At 55.0% G+C, this 16,215-nt stretch carries 11 protein-coding genes and 1 pseudogene; 8 read left to right on the top strand and 4 right to left on the bottom strand.

Translation table 11 applies throughout. The features are described 5' to 3' along the window. Positions 1-241 precede the first annotated feature (241 nt). From DP106_RS15985 to DP106_RS16295, 3 genes are all read left to right on the top strand, one after another. Positions 242-400, top strand: coding sequence for a hypothetical protein (locus tag DP106_RS15985; RefSeq protein WP_165857916.1), 159 nt, complete (start codon positions 242-244; stop codon positions 398-400). Between the two features lie 50 nt (positions 401-450). After that, the gene (locus DP106_RS14345) at positions 451-918 is read left to right on the top strand and encodes a hypothetical protein (protein WP_133305171.1); all 468 of its coding nucleotides are present in this window, start codon (positions 451-453) and stop codon (positions 916-918) included. A gap of 481 nt (positions 919-1,399) precedes the next feature. Continuing rightward, positions 1,400-3,049, top strand: a complete 1,650-nt coding sequence (locus DP106_RS16295) for a hypothetical protein (protein WP_240625450.1) — start codon at positions 1,400-1,402, stop codon at positions 3,047-3,049. Between the two features lie 189 nt (positions 3,050-3,238). Here DP106_RS16295 and DP106_RS14335 read toward each other — a convergent pair whose 3' ends face one another. Continuing rightward, the gene (locus DP106_RS14335; protein ID WP_120086417.1) at positions 3,239-4,096 is read right to left on the bottom strand and encodes an AAA domain-containing protein; all 858 of its coding nucleotides are present in this window, start codon (positions 4,094-4,096) and stop codon (positions 3,239-3,241) included. After that, a complete protein-coding gene (locus DP106_RS14330; protein WP_120086415.1) occupies positions 4,096-8,364 on the bottom strand; it encodes an AAA domain-containing protein in 4,269 nt (1,422 codons plus the stop codon). The genes DP106_RS14335 and DP106_RS14330 overlap by 1 nt, the downstream gene beginning before the upstream one ends. Before the next feature lie 1,424 nt (positions 8,365-9,788). On the opposite strand from DP106_RS14330, the gene DP106_RS14315 reads away from it, so the two are divergent. The 3 genes from DP106_RS14315 to DP106_RS14300 all read left to right on the top strand — a co-directional run bounded on the left by DP106_RS14315 (position 9,789) and on the right by DP106_RS14300 (position 13,559). Next, positions 9,789-11,072: a Cdc6/Cdc18 family protein gene (locus DP106_RS14315; protein ID WP_120086410.1), complete on the top strand. Its 1,284-nt coding sequence runs from the start codon at positions 9,789-9,791 to the stop codon at positions 11,070-11,072. 913 nt (positions 11,073-11,985) lie between these two features. Beyond that, the gene (locus DP106_RS14305) at positions 11,986-12,984 is read left to right on the top strand and encodes a hypothetical protein (RefSeq protein WP_120086408.1); all 999 of its coding nucleotides are present in this window, start codon (positions 11,986-11,988) and stop codon (positions 12,982-12,984) included. 146 nt (positions 12,985-13,130) lie between these two features. Further along, the gene (locus DP106_RS14300) at positions 13,131-13,559 is read left to right on the top strand and encodes a hypothetical protein (RefSeq protein ID WP_120086421.1); all 429 of its coding nucleotides are present in this window, start codon (positions 13,131-13,133) and stop codon (positions 13,557-13,559) included. Between the two features lie 849 nt (positions 13,560-14,408). Here the strand turns inward: DP106_RS14300 and lrp are convergent. Then, the gene (gene lrp, locus DP106_RS14295) at positions 14,409-14,867 is read right to left on the bottom strand and encodes an HTH-type transcriptional regulator Lrp (protein WP_120086406.1); all 459 of its coding nucleotides are present in this window, start codon (positions 14,865-14,867) and stop codon (positions 14,409-14,411) included. Between the two features lie 296 nt (positions 14,868-15,163). On the opposite strand from lrp, the gene DP106_RS14290 reads away from it, so the two are divergent. Next, positions 15,164-15,409, top strand: coding sequence for a hypothetical protein (locus DP106_RS14290; protein ID WP_120086404.1), 246 nt, complete (start codon positions 15,164-15,166; stop codon positions 15,407-15,409). Between the two features lie 23 nt (positions 15,410-15,432). On the opposite strand, the gene DP106_RS14285 is transcribed toward DP106_RS14290, so the two are convergent. Then, entirely contained in the window at positions 15,433-15,660 is a 228-nt protein-coding gene (locus DP106_RS14285; protein ID WP_120086402.1) for a hypothetical protein, read from the bottom strand. Positions 15,661-15,866: 206 nt separating this feature from the next. On the opposite strand from DP106_RS14285, the pseudogene DP106_RS14280 reads away from it, so the two are divergent. Continuing rightward, positions 15,867-16,215, top strand: a pseudogene (locus DP106_RS14280) (hypothetical protein); the annotation flags it as partial.

The raw sequence follows: 16,215 nt of genomic DNA, 5'->3' as shown, positions 1-16,215 counted from the left end.
TGACTGGTCAATGATCCGCCAGCAAAATTGATGTTACGGCTTATCGAGAAGAGCGTTGTGGAACGTGCAATATCGCCGGGAATCGGGGTGTTGTGAGCCGCCGGTCGGCCGGGTGTTGGTTAAGCTGGTGGGTCGATGTTGGTTAAGACGGTGCCGGGCGTTGGTTAGCCGGGGCGTGGCTGCTGTTGGTTAGCCAGTGGTGCCGGGGCGTTGGTTAGTTGATGCTGGGAGCCGAGCGGCGGTGGCGATCAGGAACCGGTGGGCGACGACGGCGACGATGGCAGTAGAGGTCGATCCGGGTGCGGCGGGTGATGGATCTCTGTGGTGGGTGTCGGGCGAACGAGTGCGGATCACCGGCGGCCGTGGTGGGAGCGACAGGAGTGCCTACTGTGGGGCGTGAGCGGCCGCTGTTCGGGGCGTCGAAGGGAGCTCGACCGGGAGAAGGGGAGTGTGGTGTGGTCAGCTGGCGGCCGGGCGCGGATCAGCGGTGAGTGTCCCGATCCGAGGGCGACGTGGTCGCCGGGCGTCGGGAGTCGGCCGGTGGGTGCCGCGCTGTGCCGCTGTGAGCCGCCGTCACCGGGCGTGGCAGCCGTGTTAGGCCGTTTTGCCGGGGATTACACCGGCGATGATCTCTTGTTGCTCATCGACAGCGAGAATGTCGCAGTTTCTCACCGTGCCGAGTTGGTCACTGCCGCAGCACAGGACACCAGTAGCATCCATCACGGTGGCCTAGCGACGGTCGAAATTGCAGGCAACGGCTACCAGGTTCAACTGCCTGGGTGTCAAGATGCCGGGTTCAGACTCGGTGACACCACCCCAGTCAGCGTCGGGGATGGTGTACTTGTGATCCACGATGGCGAGGAGAGTCGGCTTGCAGGTGATCTTCTCACGCTTCGAGACGAACAAGTTAGTAGCTGATTGTAACAGGTTCTCGTAGGTAACATCCGAGGGCCTCACTTTCTGACTGCTTACCTCTGGGTGAGTTAGCCACATATCCGAACTCTGTCAAGTATGCGGTGCGAGATGCACAGCGCGAATCTACCGCACGCCAATTTATACGAATACCCTAAGTATAAGAAGACTTATGATAACTCATCACATCTACTACTCGATTATGAATTCACGACGACGTGATAGTCACGCAGATAGTATGCAACATGCTACCACAAGCAGAAGGGCGTTACTCACAGTAAGCGGCACCATCGCAATCGGCGCGCTAAGTGGCTGTCTGAGCCAAGTTGCGTCGTTAGTAACGAATACGGGTTCGTCGCCTGCGGCGGTGTTCGCTGGCGTGGACTGGAATGACGATGACACGGACATCTCATTCACGTTCGAAGGCGGACTCCGTGGGGAACCACACGTGGCTCGGCTGACTCCGACGGTTGCTGAACGAGTTGAGTTGGAAGGGTGGGTCACCTCGACTGCGCTCGTCGCTGAGGACTACAACACGCCCCGGAGTAACAGGTCGACATTCCGGGGTCCTGACGGGGACGAAGATTCGGATGTCGTTGACGACGACGCCGTTCGCGGTGAGGACTACAACTCGCCCCGGAGTAATCGGAGTATCGCGGAACCCAGCGATATCATCGACGACGATATCGACGACGACGATGAGACGTTCCGGCGCGTCTCGCGTCTCGACGCACAGCTCGAAGAGGCGACGACTGTGGCTATCACGGCGATTTCGAAGCGGAGTGCGCGGACAGGTCGGAATCCGGAGACGGAGAAAGAGATTACTGAGGCATTGGGTGACATGGAAGCAGTGCTGGCCGAGATGCGGGCAGTGCTGGAGCGGTGTTCAGACGAGTCCTGTGTTGCGGCACTGAAGAACGTCGCGGACAGGGAGGCGGACGTTCGCCGAGCTCAGGAGTACGCTCAGGACGGTGAGTGGGCAGCGTTCGGTCTTGACAGTGGTGATGACGGGAACGATATCCTTGTCGGGGATTACTTACTTCCACCAGTCGGGTTTGACCCGGCAGGGTCGTTCAGTCCGGGTGAGCAGGCGGAGCTTTTCAGGTATCTTGAACAGAAGCCTGTTGTTGCGGAGCGGTTCGCTGTGTGTTTGCCTGATGCTGAGGTTCCGGGGGGGAACGGGAGTATTGAGGACGCGGTGACGCCGGAGCGGCTCTTTTCTTACCTGATGGGTCAGTCTGATGGTGAGGGGAGGGTTTACTCGTGGGGGAAAAATCAGCACGGTTCGAGTGATCCGGATGAGAGCGGTGATTGTGACGATGACGACTCCACTGTGTTCCCGGGTGCGGTGTGCGGGGAAACGCCCCACTTCGTCGCGGAGATGACGGGGCCTGTGGCGACGGGTAGTGGGCTCGTGGCTGAGCGCGCTGCTGATGGCCACGTTATTGTGACGGTGAAGAATACTCCGCCGTCTGCTGATGGTGCGTCTGTGTTGGTGTGTCCAGTTGAGGGCGAGCCGTTCGAGCCGGAGGGGTTGGATGCGTGGGGGAAGCGAGCAAATGCCCCACCGACGACAATGGATGCTCAGGGTCGGATTGTCGACTTGACAGTCGCACAGGTAATGGTTCAGCCACCGGGTTGTCCGGAGCCGGTTCCAGCCCTCATGTACGTGGGTCGAGGACGAAGCGACGGGCAGCTCGTCTACTCAGGTGGGTGGATTATCGATGATGCCGCGTTGTACGAGAATTCGACGACGGTGTTGTCGATGGCTGGAGCTGCGCAGGTGGTTGGTATTGAGTGCTGCTTCGATTACACTACTGACACTGATGGAGATGGGCTCAGTGACGTAGTGGTACGAGCAGGGCTGAGTGAGCGTGCTCGTCGGGGGGCACGAATGGACTCAGGAACGGTCGATGAGTTGGTCAAGGCCAGAGTGTTTTCGGCGGATTCGTTTGACTCTGAGGGCCCTATGGTGAACGGTTTTATTCTGTCCCGGTCTGGAGGGGGCGGTGGTGGTCGGGTGGCCTTGACGCACGTGGCGGTGGATGCGCCGGTGTTACACTTGATAAACGCTGCGAGTGCGTCGGATGAAGTGAAGTTCAAGACGGGGGCTGAGCTGTCGAAGAGCGTGAACTGACTGTCCGTGCGACATCATCGCACTTCTGGTGGTGGCCCGAGTTCTCGAACAGTATCGCTGTGCTGCATAGAACCTCTCTACCTCGCATTAGCTCAAATTCATCTAAGAATGCAATCACGAACTGCGCGATGAATACGAGATGGGATAGGGCTGTCTCGTTGCAACGCCGATAGTTGGCCCAGTAACTTCCTACCCCCTGTGATAGACTCGCACCGGCACAGCTGCATGCGCATCCACCGGATCGCCGACAAACTCCGCAAGCTCACCAGCCCACGCTGGATCTGGACTCCGACCCACCGCTTGGGTGAACAACCGCGCCCACACCGGGCCACTTTCTAGCTGCTCTGTGTCCTTTGGTGCAACCTCAAACAACGCGGTGCTGCACACAACGACAGTCAGCATCCGCGACCGTGAGATCGAAACGAGCAGTCGGTTGGAATTCAGGATGAACTGCTCTTCACGCCGAGCGAACTCCGGATCTGAAACCGTCGCCGAGACAGCAATCACATCGCGCTCGCCGCCCTGATACTTCTCGACTGTGTTGGCAGTCATCTCGTCATCCAACCGCATCTCCAGGGCTCCACGCTGGGCATTATGCGGTGTCACAACGCCGAAACTCGGCGTGGATGAATCATCGCTGTCTGTCTGTGTGGCAGTCACAAGGGACTCATCAGTGGCGGTCTCAGTGGGATCTCCACCAACCGAGTCGGTCGGGCCACCATCAGGCTTAGCTGTTGGTGACGACGATGACACAGCGTCAGCGATCGCCTGGGTGATGCTGATTTCGATTGGGTTCACCATCTGATGGCTGCGATCGTCATAGCACACAAACACCAACGACGCCGACGACTCAAACACAGCCGCTAACCCGGCTGTCGAGGCAGTGTAGGCACTCGATGGCAGTGGGCGTGGTTTTGCGGCCGTGAGGGTAATATCGTCTCTGTGGTACTGGAATCTGGTTAGCAACGTAGCGAGTTCCTGATCGAACCGATAGGACTCTGTGAGCTGCTCCACCTGGATCGGCGAGTGTTCGGGGTCGTCGGCCATCAGTCGTCACCCCCGTTGTGCTGTGTCGGATCTGAACTCAGAAACCCAGAGAGTTGGGATTGTTGGGTACCCGCCCCATCGGTGGGAGACAAATGCGGAGCTAGCTGTTGTGAGCCACCATCTGCCGCTGGGGAGGCGGTCGTGGTGGCTATTGCAGCCGGCCCTCCCACCTGATCAAACTGCAGCACGTAATCCAACGCCGAACTAAACGCGTTGGTCTCCTCGATCGGTTTGCGGAGGAGATCGTCCCACTCGGTCTCGCTGACCACCGATAGTTGTTGAGGATCGCCGACAAGCAAGCTCTGTCCCGACGGTTTGAGCACGCTCCCAGCAAGCAACCACTGAGGGATATCGATCATACTCGCCTCATCGATACAGACAACGTCCGCCAGGCCCGCTGGATATCGCATCGCAGCCGGGGCTGAGTCATCATCTATCTCACCGCGCTGCTCGGCGATCACTCCAAGCGTGCGGTACAGCGTGGCCGGGGTGGCAAAGAGGAGTTGCTGGGTGGTCTCCGTAGAATCAAACATGTCGTCTGCCACCGCTTGCAGTTTCGTCTCCCCGTCATCACTGTGGTAGTTCGCATATGCCACCTCGACAGCGTCAGTCGTATCGTCAACCCGGTCAGAGTCGGCTGGCGGCGACGAAGGGAGAACCCGGATCAGATCAAGCTCTTCCAACCCGGCTTCTGTCTGCCGCCAGTCATCCAGAAACGCTGTCGTCCCCTCCAACGCTGCATCGACGGCCTCGTGGGATGGCGCGACCACGATCCCGACAAACGACTCCTCCTGTTGGGCACGTGCGTAGGCTCTACCGAGTAATGCTGGAGCTGTCGCCCCACTTGTCTTCCCGGTTCCTGGGGGCCCCTGCAAGGGTACGAGAGCCCGCTCGACAGCCATGATAGACGATTTCTGATCGGGATTAGGGCCCAGACACTCCGCTGCGTCGTCCAGCCGGTTGAGAAATTCTTCGATCGCTGCCGGAGCGACCACTGGCTCAGCATCGCTGCGAGGCCACTCTCCCTGACGCAACTGCTGAAGCTGCTGCCAGAGAACATTGTGCTCAATATTGGTCGCTGCGAGTGCCCTGTCGGCCTTTCCGGCCCCAAAGTTGTCGACCATCGGATCCAGCATGTACAACTCCCCAGGCTCGATGGAAACTGGGTCGCGATCAGCAACATATTCATCTTTATCGTCAGCGGGTGGACTACTCGGATCAACGAGGTTGGTTCCAGCCGGGCTCTCCCACCCACAGTGATCCACACGAAACTCACTGAAATTCTTCTGGAAGCGATGAGCGAAGGTTCGAAGTGAGATCGTTCCCGATTCGGTGTCGAACGTATCAACAAGTACCGATGGTGAGTGTTTGATATCCGAAGCATCATCAACGGTGAGTTCCACCGGCGGTTTGGTGGGCTCTGTTTGTGCCGTTGGTGTTGTTGATGCTGTTGTGGGTACCAGACCGCTGGAAGTGCCGGCAGTGTCCTTTCGGGTGATAGCACTCGCCGTCTCTGTCGGGACACGATCCGCCTGGGAGGAAGATGTGGTTGCTTGCATTCTGGTGAGCACCCGCCAGCTGCCGCTGCCAGGGCCGTCATTGCTCTGAAGCCGTGTCTGGCGGGCAATGTGACTCACCGTCTCGGAGTCCTCAAACAACGCGTCGTAGGCGAGTTCGGCGGTAATCGTGACCGACCCATCAGGTTGCTGTTCAATCTCGCTACACCGGATCGGCATCGAGCGGCCATTGCGAGCGCGGTCGCGCAGCGATTGCCGGTAGTGAGCCAGCGTTCGCGCACTCCTGTTGTCGTGTTCGATCCGGAGGTAATCGCGGGCAGCTTCCGGGAGATCCGTGACCGGCAGTTCGAACTCTGCAAGACTTGTCGTGTCTACCCGTCGTTTGGGATGATACGCGTTTTTCTTTTTCCAGGAGATCGACTCCACTACCCGGACGAGCGTGTAGCTGAGTCGCTCGATCAGGTACTCGACATCGCGCCGTTGGAGCGGCTCCTCCTGTCTGAAAGTACGATAATAGAACCGGCTAATCACCTCTTCTAGTTCATCAGAATTTCCATTATCTCCCCACTCCTCGGCAGTATCCGGTGTGAGCCGTGGAGTGGCATCGTCTGGGTGTTTGGGTGTCACCGCCCAGATGTACTCCAACGGGAATTGCCCGCCGGATCGCTTGCGAATCGGGTACTGACCATCTGGGCCTGCTATGTCACCGCTAGCGGCTTCGGCGGCGTCACTCTCTGAGAGCGTTTCATCACCGAGATGGAGTCGGATCCCCGGATCGGCATTGAGGTACGGCACCCGCTCGTTGAGGAACTGCTCGCGGAAGATCCCCCGCAACGCCAACCCGTCCGGATGCTCACCCAACGGGTCGAGTATATCGATCGTCCTCCCCGAGAGGAACTGATCAGCGACCGCGAGGAGGCCCTCCGAGGGATAGGTGAGCGCAAAGTGATCAGTGATGATCGGCTGAATCGGAGAGATCATCGACTGATCAACATCGGTATGGCCACGCTGATCGAGACTACACAGCGCACGCATTGCGCGCGCCGCCGGGAGCGTCTCGACATGGCGATCCAACCCTTCGGCGAGGAACTCCGCCTCGTGATCGCTGTAGGTGTAGCAGTGGATGACCGACGCCTCGGGGTCGCCGATAGCTGATGCCACCGTCTCAATCGCATCGAACAGCTGCTCCAGGAACTCCTCGAAGAGGTCGCCCTCGACATCGTCTGCGAGATCCGTCTCGTCCGGGACGGCATCGATAACCTCGCTGACGGTGATGTACTCGTCGTAAGCGTCAGCGTAGACGCATGCGCCCAGGGCTGCCACGCGGTCGATCGCCATATCCGGGCGGACAAACAGCCCGACGTGGATCAACTCACCAGACTCGGACTCGTCGAGATTACCCCAGCCGTCGCGGCGGTCGTCTGGCAGTGGGATCCAGCCCTTATCCGGGAGTGTCGGTGGGGTACCGAAAGCCCGATACTCTGGATCGATCTCCCCACGCAATGCCTGTGCGCGATAGACCGTCTCGTGGATGGATTCGGGGAGTGCCCGCTCTAGGTGTCGCTGCAGTTCACCTGGCAGCGCGACCGTCGGTGGGTCGTCAGTCGGGTGGGTTTCGCTGTGTCGCGGCAGCAACTCAGAGAGCTCTCGGATGTTACTCACGCCAGCATCTCGGAGTTTGTGCTGGACGGAGGGGTCAAGACCCAACAATGAGAGACTCGCCGGAGCAGTCGGATCCTCGACAGCACGTGTTGCACAGGCTTCCTGATACGCGCAGTTGTTGCAGACGCGGTCGATCGAAAATGAGAGGTCGTCGAGGCCGGTATCCAGTATCCTGTCGATTGTGCCGTCCTCGGCGAGCAGTTGCTCAACCTGAGTCACCCAATTATATCGGGAGAACATCGGCACTGCAAATGGATCGAGCGGCTCGCCTGGCTCGACAGCCGTCTGTTTGGTGAGAATGCTCGTCTCGATACGACAGGTCGGCTCCTCACTGCTGAGGGTCTGTTCAAGTAGCGCGCTATAGATTGATACTTGGATGTGGTGGGCCCGCTTCCGTTTTTTTGCGCTCTTGATTTCGAGGAGCCGTGCAGCAACGTCAACCTCGCCATCAGTAGAATCGGACTCAGTAGCCGAGGAGTCAGCTGTATCGTCTCCCATCTCGGCAATCGTCGTATCTGGATCGGTGGCAGCAGGTTGCTTACCACGTTCGGTCGCCGCTGCCGGTGTAAGGACGAGGCAATCGAGCATCCCGGAGACAGCCTTGTCGCCGACCTGACCGCTGAGTGGGGCCTGAAAACAGAGAATATACCGCGGCGTCTCGGTTTCGGTGGGGAGTGCCGCAGCCTCCTCAACAGCCGCCTGGAGTTGATCACTGCGACCCTGCGACGTGGATGCCCACGTTTCGTCGATGTCAATCGCTGGGACGCCGGCTTTGCTGTCGTCATCGGGTTCCGGGGCGATGACTTTCGTCGCGTTAGCAGCGAGTGCTTCGACCTGGTCGGCCTCGAACTCCTCGCCGTAGCCCAGCAGTCCCGGGTTCATCAGTCGGTAGGCCTCGTTCCAGTCACGCGCGTCGGGCTCCGAACCAGGCGCAACCCGTTGTTTGAGGAAGCGAGGGCACCCGTCGTGTCTCGTGTACTGTGCGATGCCAGTGACTGCAAATGGCTCCTCGGTGAGTGGGTCGTCCGCTACTGACCCATCGTCCTCATCTTGGGGTTGATCAGACGGAGGCGACGCATCATCACTCATTGTTGGCACTCCCAGCTGATTGTGGCTCTGAGGTGGCTGCACTACCGTTTCGGTCAGCGTGTGACAGAACCGATTGAGTGCCGCCGCTAGCGGTCACCGTGTCTGGGTTGCGACTGGCGATTTGACCCTGTCCAGAGTCGTTCGAAGGGATTTCGTCATCGCTAACAACGCGACCAGACGTAGTGTCGGGTGCCGAGACCAAGCGGACAGACGGGGCGAGCAGGACTGGCCACGCTTGTTGGGTGGCGTGATCTCGACACTGCCCGACTCGGCCGTCGACGATCAACTCTCCAACACCGAGTGTGAAGAGACTGGTCAGGTCTTCACTGTGATCGCTGCAGCGAGACTGATCGACGGTGTAGCTGGAGTGACCAGCTGGTTGGGAGAGATGGAGTGTTACTGGGTCGCCCTCTCTGATTGTTTCACCGCAGGCTTGGCATATCGGGTCGCCATTGGCGGGTGATGCTATGTTCAGGTGCGATAGCACCTGGCTAAGCTGTGTGCTCGTGCCGGAACTCTGAAGTCCGGTATGTGTCTTCTTTTGCATGCTTCGCCTCAGCGAAGCACGGGCGGTGTCTCTAGCACCGTCCGGTTTCTACCGGCGACCCGTGCCTCTTAACCTATAGTTACAATCCCAGATACTTATAGGTAACTATTAGTTACTAATTTCAGTTATTACTATAAGCTAAGACCATCATTAACAATCAAGGGTGCGAACAGAATAGCAATGCTTGAACCTAACCAATTGAACGATGCAGATCAAGCTATCCTTGACTTTATGTCACAAGACGGTGGTCGTGTTACCCCTTCATTTCTTGAACAGCATATTGATTGGTCACGATCGTACATTAGCCAACGATTGAAACGATTAGGTGAACACGGCCATCTATCACAACCGGCGACAGGATTGTGGGTTCTCGAACACGATCCCCGAGATAATTAGCTTTGAATGACTAGGGCTCTAAATTTTCTAGCAAACACTCTCAGTACCGTTGTGATGGCTACCCTCTCACACAGCAGTTTTCCTGAGTTATTCGACGAGAAGACATGGTCAAATATCGATAGCAAGACGCATACACAGCAGTTTTCCTGAGTTATCGACCAGAGCTATCGGCTGCAAGTTCAACTGGAACTCATACTATTACTAAACCAGTTTAAGAAGTTTTGTGTAGTAGTGTTTATTGCTGGTTATTTCAACAACCAGAATCACAGTACAGCGGTATGATATTCAGCATATTTGTGAATGTTAGGTTCATTTGCAGTGGTGGTTATATATGCCAATTCGAAAAACAGTCTCCTTCGTAGAAACGCTATTAACCAATAACTCAGGAAAACTGCTGTGTGAGAGCCGGCTTTTTCGACGACCCAAGAAACTGAAGAAACTCAAGAAAAGTTATGTAGATGGACACGTCAAAACAATCTAAATGAAGAACAGCGATTCGATCTTTGCCGATGATGTTGAGTTAATTAAAGACGCAGAGGTGCTCGAAGAGGACTATACTCCCGATAAGATCCTCTGTCGAGATGATGCGCTGGCTGATTTCACAGACGTACTCAAGCCAATCTACAAAGGAAGACCACCACAGAACGCCTTTCTGTACGGCGATACTGGTGTTGGAAAGACAGCTGTCACAAAGTACCTTCGGAATAAGCTCGTCGACGATCTTGAGCGAAAAAATTCTAATCTCCCAACAGACGAGCAAGTGACACTGAATGTTATCTGGATTAACTGTGAGAACTTCACGACTGGCGAGCACAAAACGTCCTCATATCAGGTGGCGGTTGGTATTGTAAATCGGCTCCGGGAGCAAGGTAATCGAATCACTGGTACAGGGTATGCACCACAGGATGTCTACGATATCATGTATTCTGAGCTGGACGACCTCGATGGAACTATACTGGTCGTTTTGGATGAGGTTGACAAAATCGGCGACGATGATACCTTGTTATACGAACTCCCTCGATCCCGAGATATGGGGTATCTCGAAGAAGTCAGAGTCGGTGTGATCGGGATTTCCAACGACTATACCTTTCGCAAGAACCTCTCACCGAAGGTCAAAGACAGCCTGTGTGAGACCGAAATCAAGTTCGCCCCCTACGACGCCACTGAACTCACACAGATTCTCTCTCGACGCGCTGAGTTGGCGTTGTATGATAGTGCCTACACCAAGGGTATCATCGATCTGGTGTCGTCGCTAGCATATAAGGAAGCCTCTGGTAGTGCCCGGCGTGCGATTCGATTGCTGCGTGGGTCTGCAGAGATCGCCGAAGGTGAGGGTGCAGAACAGATCGATGAAACCCACGTCAGAGAAGCGGATAAGAAAATCGAATACGGTAATATCGTCGAATCAATCGCAGACCAAGACGACGAGAAACTCTACATTCTCAAAGGAATTTCCCACCTCGACTTGGTGAATAAAACTCCTGCCAGAACCCGCACGATACACGAAGCTTACTCTCGGGTCGTTCGTGCCTACAACGAGGACGGTTCAAAAGACCCTCTCACCCAACGTGGGATGTTTAACCATCTCTCGAAGTTAGTGATGTTTGGCTTCGTAAACACGATTGACCGGAACAAGGGTGCTAGCGGCGGTCAATGGAATGAACACGAATTTAGTGATGACGTTGATCCTGGGAAGGTCAAAGAGGCGTATGAAGGCCGCGGCCTCGACTGGAAGCAGATTGAGACACGTGGTGTCGATCGATAACTCAGGAAAACCGCTGTGGGGGTAGGCTCACGTGTTTGAATTATTTCATTACATCTATTACACCTAATTATATAGAGAGTAACATACCAATCGATATTGAACGGTTTGAGTCTGACCCTGAGGAGGAATTACAATCACACGGAACCACAAATGCAGAGGTAATTGGTTTTCACTCTAGACGAGGGGTGTGTGGGCGAGGTATTCTTGGAGACAGTCAAGTACGGCGTCCGGCGATCGAATCGCGTCGAACTGTACAGCCACGCTGGATGTCTCGGTAACAGATTCGATGGGCACCTGATGGAACTGTGGTTAATCACGAGTACATCCCATTTGCTCGCAGCGGATTTATGCAGTCGGTGACTGAGGCGGCAGCCACCCGCGAGGATCTCCAGTTAGTCACGGTTGACCAATTCGTCGATCCACCTATATCGGAATAGCTCACTCCTGGTAATTGGGATTCACGTGGTTCGATTATATTGTGTTGATCTTTTGATATGACTCACTTTGAATGAGGGGGGTGGGGGTCTAGATTGGATGGACGCTATTGACCAGTGAATTACAGCGGGAACGTGGTGTGTCCATAGCCAAAGTATCGTGAGACACCCCACCATGTCTGAAGTATGTTTCACTCGCAAGCGTGGTGTGTTTCACTCGGTACAAGGGGTGATTAGTAGATTCATTCCACGAGCGATCCTACAACCGACTGTCTCTCCACCGGTGACAAAACAACAAAAATGGTTTAGCGGCACTCCACCGGTGGGGACTGAGGAGTGATCTGATCATATTGTCAGAACTATGTGTGTCCGTGTGAATCTATTTTATTACCTCACGCGATTATTTTAGATAGCCATTGTACGTCGGGTGCTGATTGATTGACCCACATTCCTTTGAGACGCGATACCGACCACTCAGTATGGGCTTCAGTGCGAGTTGGAGTACGCTCATCAGAGAGTTAGAGGAGTTGCCTGAGGATGCGACACTGATTACGCCACTCTCGCATGATCAGTTCATGATTAGTGGCGTCCAAGAACAGCGCGTCATCATCAATTTCCTCGACCGGGATATCGATCCGAATCGCCCGCTCCAGCGAGACCAATTTGAGACGATGTACCGCCGCATCACTGACGAACGCGATGGCTTCGAACTTGATCGCCTCCCACCGGATGCCGATCCATACCCCGTGATCTGGAGTGTTCACCCGCGCTTCGAGATTGACGAAGAGCAGGGCGTCATCATCGAACGCGATGGGCCAACCTCTTCACAACTCATCGAGACTCAGCCTGATAAGGACGTAGCAGACGCCGAGAGAACCGAACCAGACCTTGCGGTGTACGCCGACGCGCTGCTGTTGATCGACGTGCTTGAACGCCACGACGTGGAGTACCTGGAGGGCATGGAAACGCCTGCCCTCGTGAACATCTACACCCTGCTCTCTGACGTGCAGCGCAACGCCAACGAACTCCGACAGGAGGTGCGGTCAGTCCTCCTGGATCGACTGCATCACGATCAACCGGTGGCCGGACAGTACGGCTCCGTCCAGCGTACCTCCCGGCGGAATCGCTCGCTCAAAGACGACGAGGAGGTGCTTGCGAAAATGGAGGCCGCTGGCATCGACCGCGAGCGAGTCACCAGCGTCGATAGCAGCAAAGTCGATGAAGCACTTGAGGTGGTCGAGATCGCCGAGTCGGAGGTCTACGATATCGACGAAAGCGAGTACGTGCGGAAGGCCGACGTGAACGAAGATGAAAAAGAGAGCCGATTGCAGGGGCTCAAAGACCAGCTTGCTGCCGCCGAGGGCCAAGAAGCCGAGGAGCTCCGCGAAGAGATCAACGAGTTAGAGGATCGTATTGAGGAACTCACTGAATTCAAATCTGGTAGTTCGTTCTACACGCGCTCGCAAGCAGACCCCTGAGCAGAGGCGAGTCCTCTGGGGAGCTCCCAGTTGCTCTGCTCTTGGGCATCTGGCACAAGCGGCGATTCATTAGATCAGTCTGAGAGCGGCTGTAGCGCAGATCGGCAGTAGGTATAATGTCGAGACGTTAGCATATGATGATAACAATGGCGAACAGCATCAAGCAATCAGCTGGCGGGTTGGCTTTGCAGATCACAACCGAAGCACGAAACGCAGGGATGGTCGTCGAGGACAACGATGGTGCAGCAACACGTCGGGCTGAAGTCTACGTGTATGGATTCGATGACTTGCTGTTACTCATCGATAGTGAGACCATCGGCGTCTCCCACCGCGCCGAGTTAGTCACTGCGGCAACACAGGATACCAATAGCATCCATCGCGGTGGCCTTGCGACAATCGAGATTGCAGGCAACGGGTACCAGATCCAACTCCCCGGCTGTCAGGATGCCGGGTTCAGACTCGGTGATACTGCCCCAGTTAGCGTCGGGGATGGCGTGCTTGTGATCCACGATGGCGAGGGGAGTCGGCTTGCAGGCGATCTTCTCACGCTTCGAGGTGAGCAAGTTAGTAGCTGATCGTAACAAGTCCTCACAGCCAGTATCTGACGGCCTCACCTTCTGAGACCTTACTTCCGGTTAACTCAACCACCTGTGCGAGACCTGGCAGGTATGCGGTGCGGGATGCACAGCGCGTATCGATCATACCCGCTTGTCTTCGACGTCGCTGGTTCCAGAACACCTCACCATGTCCGGAGGTTGGACTCCCGGCCAGGCGCGCGGACACTTGCATGATGGTGTGCGATACTCACCACAACTCTTGACCACCTGCCGACTCGGAACAGACAATCGAATCCTCGTCCGTTCTCGACACGTTTGATCTCGCCGGTGGCAAGCTCCTCAATCGCCCTGGTCATCGCTTGAGTACACTTCGATGGTGGGGGGGTGCCATTCACACTCTGGGGTGTTTCACTTCGCACACGGGGGGTTGCATGGATTCAAACAGACACAGTCGGATCGAGAGCGGCTATCCGATACTGACGCCACTCCAAGTATCAAACACAATAGCTACTGGCGAATGATTATATTGTGACGAACCGAAAAGTGGGTTGCAGTGCTACCACCATGTGCAGTGGGTAGCAGGGTTCTAATGGGGTCAATGTCGCCTTTTCTTTCTCGAAGAGTGGAAGTCGGGGGAGACTTCAACACCTGTTCAGGGGGTGTGTCGACTTCGAGTCTGAATAGCGACGGCTATGCATACAGCGAGGGTATAAAAATACGTTCGGCTCAGAATATCAACTCCAATAACTTGCAGATGTAGAACTAGCCTAACTGCTGAGTAATGGCGTCGAGACGAATCTAATTTTAGCCCAATCGCCTGCTGTACTGGCGGCTGCGACGCGTGTCATGGCGGCTGATAATGAACGGTTATGATTCCACCGGAAGCTCAAACTGTTTGTTCTCGGCGACAATGTTGAGTACAACACTCGTGTTTGACCCCTCGATATCAGCCTCTGAGAGAAGCGTCTTGATCTGATCGTTCATGTGATCGGTATCTTCAAATTTCCCGATAGCGATCACATCGAAATCCCCTGTCGTCTCGTATGCTGAGATGATCTGCGGTTCAGCTTCCAGACGTGCAGTGATATCGGAGAGTGCACTACCTTCGACTTTGAGATTGATGACCGCAGTTACATCGTATCCGAGAGCCTCGTAGTCGATGAGCGGGGTGTACCCATTGATCACTCCCTCTGCTTCAAGATCGTGAATATGATTCGAAACGGTCGTCACCGACACATCAAGCTCGTCGGACAAACTTTGGAAACTTTCTCGACTGTTTTCTAGTAGTGCATTAATCAATTTCTCGTCTAAATTTGTGTGAGCCATGAGTACACTGAAATATTTACAATATTAACCTTGTTGATTTGAATGTGATAATAAAAGCAGAATATGGGCACTATTTCAGCGAAATTCAGACAAGAGTAAGATAGACTCGACTCTAAGTGAATATATTCTGTGAGAAATATGTGTTGCCACACTTCCCGAAAATCACAGTCACACTCTGTCATTGAGGGGTAACGTCCGGTGAGAAACTTAATCAGGAGTTGGCCCGAGCGGGTTCGCGCGGAGCGAATGTCCATAGGCGTTTAAACCCCGACTGAGAAGCACTACGCACAGAACAGATGTACGACAGAGATGAGAGACCGCTTGGTGCTGTCGCTGAAAGTGCCTATGAGATTCTGCTGGAGACGATTGACCCTGACGACGGCATCACACGGACTGATGCACACGAACGATTACTGGAAGCAGATTATGCAGAAGCTGATGCCGACTACGCGATTGATCAGCTGTTGAGCCGGGGCTATCTGTATGATATCGATTCTCAGCTCTTTGTCACCGAACATGAAGATTTTGAGCGAATTGAGTAGTCTCAACCGACAGACCACGGTCGTTACTCTATCGGCGGCCGGATCGCACGGTGTTGGACATCGATGTTGTCACCATTGTCGAGCTGGATCTGGTAGATGATTGAATCCTGTTCGTCACCGGTGAGCGAGCCCGCTTCGTCTTCCAAGATATCGGTAATCTGACCGTGTTCGCCATGATACTGCTCATGATCGGGGTCAGTTTCGTCGGGAATATCAATCCGAACACGCTCTCCGACATCATATTGTGACATGGCGTCCAGTCGTCGGCACTTTGGAATCGGTTGGTTTGATGGCTGTGATTTTTGATCGAGGTCACCACCTCTTTGGCCGGATTGGAGTTCAGATGGCATGGATTTATGTTGAGTCCTCAGAAGCCATGTTTCGGTTAGAAATATAAACATCTGATATAGCCGAACGTTCGGTTAAGTATATAAGTATAAGAAATAACCTAGATAGTATGCTGCTTGAGAAACCGGATCGACAACGGGGATATAAAAAAGAACGTCTTCACCGGGTACTGCTGAATCATCCTGGTGGAGAACTGAGCCGGTACGAAATTACGCAGCGTGCGAATGTTTCGAAGGGGTGGGCCTACGATTACTTCGACCAGCTCGAATCAAAGGGGTTTCTCAAGGAGTCGAGGGTGACAGATCCAGAGGGGCTCTATCATCACTGGCTTGAGACACGGATCGAACCGAACGCTATCCGCGTTTCCTTTCAACAACCTCTCTCGCAGATACGCAACACTGAGCTTGAGTATGCACTCACGACCTACGAGGCCGAACAGATCCATCAGGGATTTCTAT

It is taken from the genome of Halonotius pteroides (genome assembly GCF_003605635.1).
In the GTDB taxonomy this organism is placed as follows: Archaea; Halobacteriota; Halobacteria; order Halobacteriales; family Haloferacaceae; genus Halonotius; species Halonotius pteroides.
The sequence above is the reverse complement of the archived record's forward strand: the minus strand, read 5'-3'. Positions and strand labels throughout refer to the sequence as shown.

Excerpts from the sequence above, each read along its gene's own strand:
- DP106_RS14335 (WP_120086417.1), bottom strand. The coding sequence starts at position 4,096 with ATGGCCGACGACCCCGAACACTCGCCGATCCAGGTGGAGCAGCTCACA.
- DP106_RS14330 (WP_120086415.1), bottom strand. The coding sequence starts at position 8,364 with ATGAGTGATGATGCGTCGCCTCCGTCTGATCAACCCCAAGATGAGGAC.
- DP106_RS14315 (WP_120086410.1), top strand. The coding sequence starts at position 9,789 with ATGAAGAACAGCGATTCGATCTTTGCCGATGATGTTGAGTTAATTAAA.
- DP106_RS14305 (WP_120086408.1), top strand. The coding sequence starts at position 11,986 with ATGGGCTTCAGTGCGAGTTGGAGTACGCTCATCAGAGAGTTAGAGGAG.
- DP106_RS14300 (WP_120086421.1), top strand. The coding sequence starts at position 13,131 with ATGGCGAACAGCATCAAGCAATCAGCTGGCGGGTTGGCTTTGCAGATC.
- lrp (WP_120086406.1), bottom strand. The coding sequence starts at position 14,867 with ATGGCTCACACAAATTTAGACGAGAAATTGATTAATGCACTACTAGAA.
- DP106_RS14290 (WP_120086404.1), top strand. The coding sequence starts at position 15,164 with ATGTACGACAGAGATGAGAGACCGCTTGGTGCTGTCGCTGAAAGTGCC.
- DP106_RS14285 (WP_120086402.1), bottom strand. The coding sequence starts at position 15,660 with ATGTCACAATATGATGTCGGAGAGCGTGTTCGGATTGATATTCCCGAC.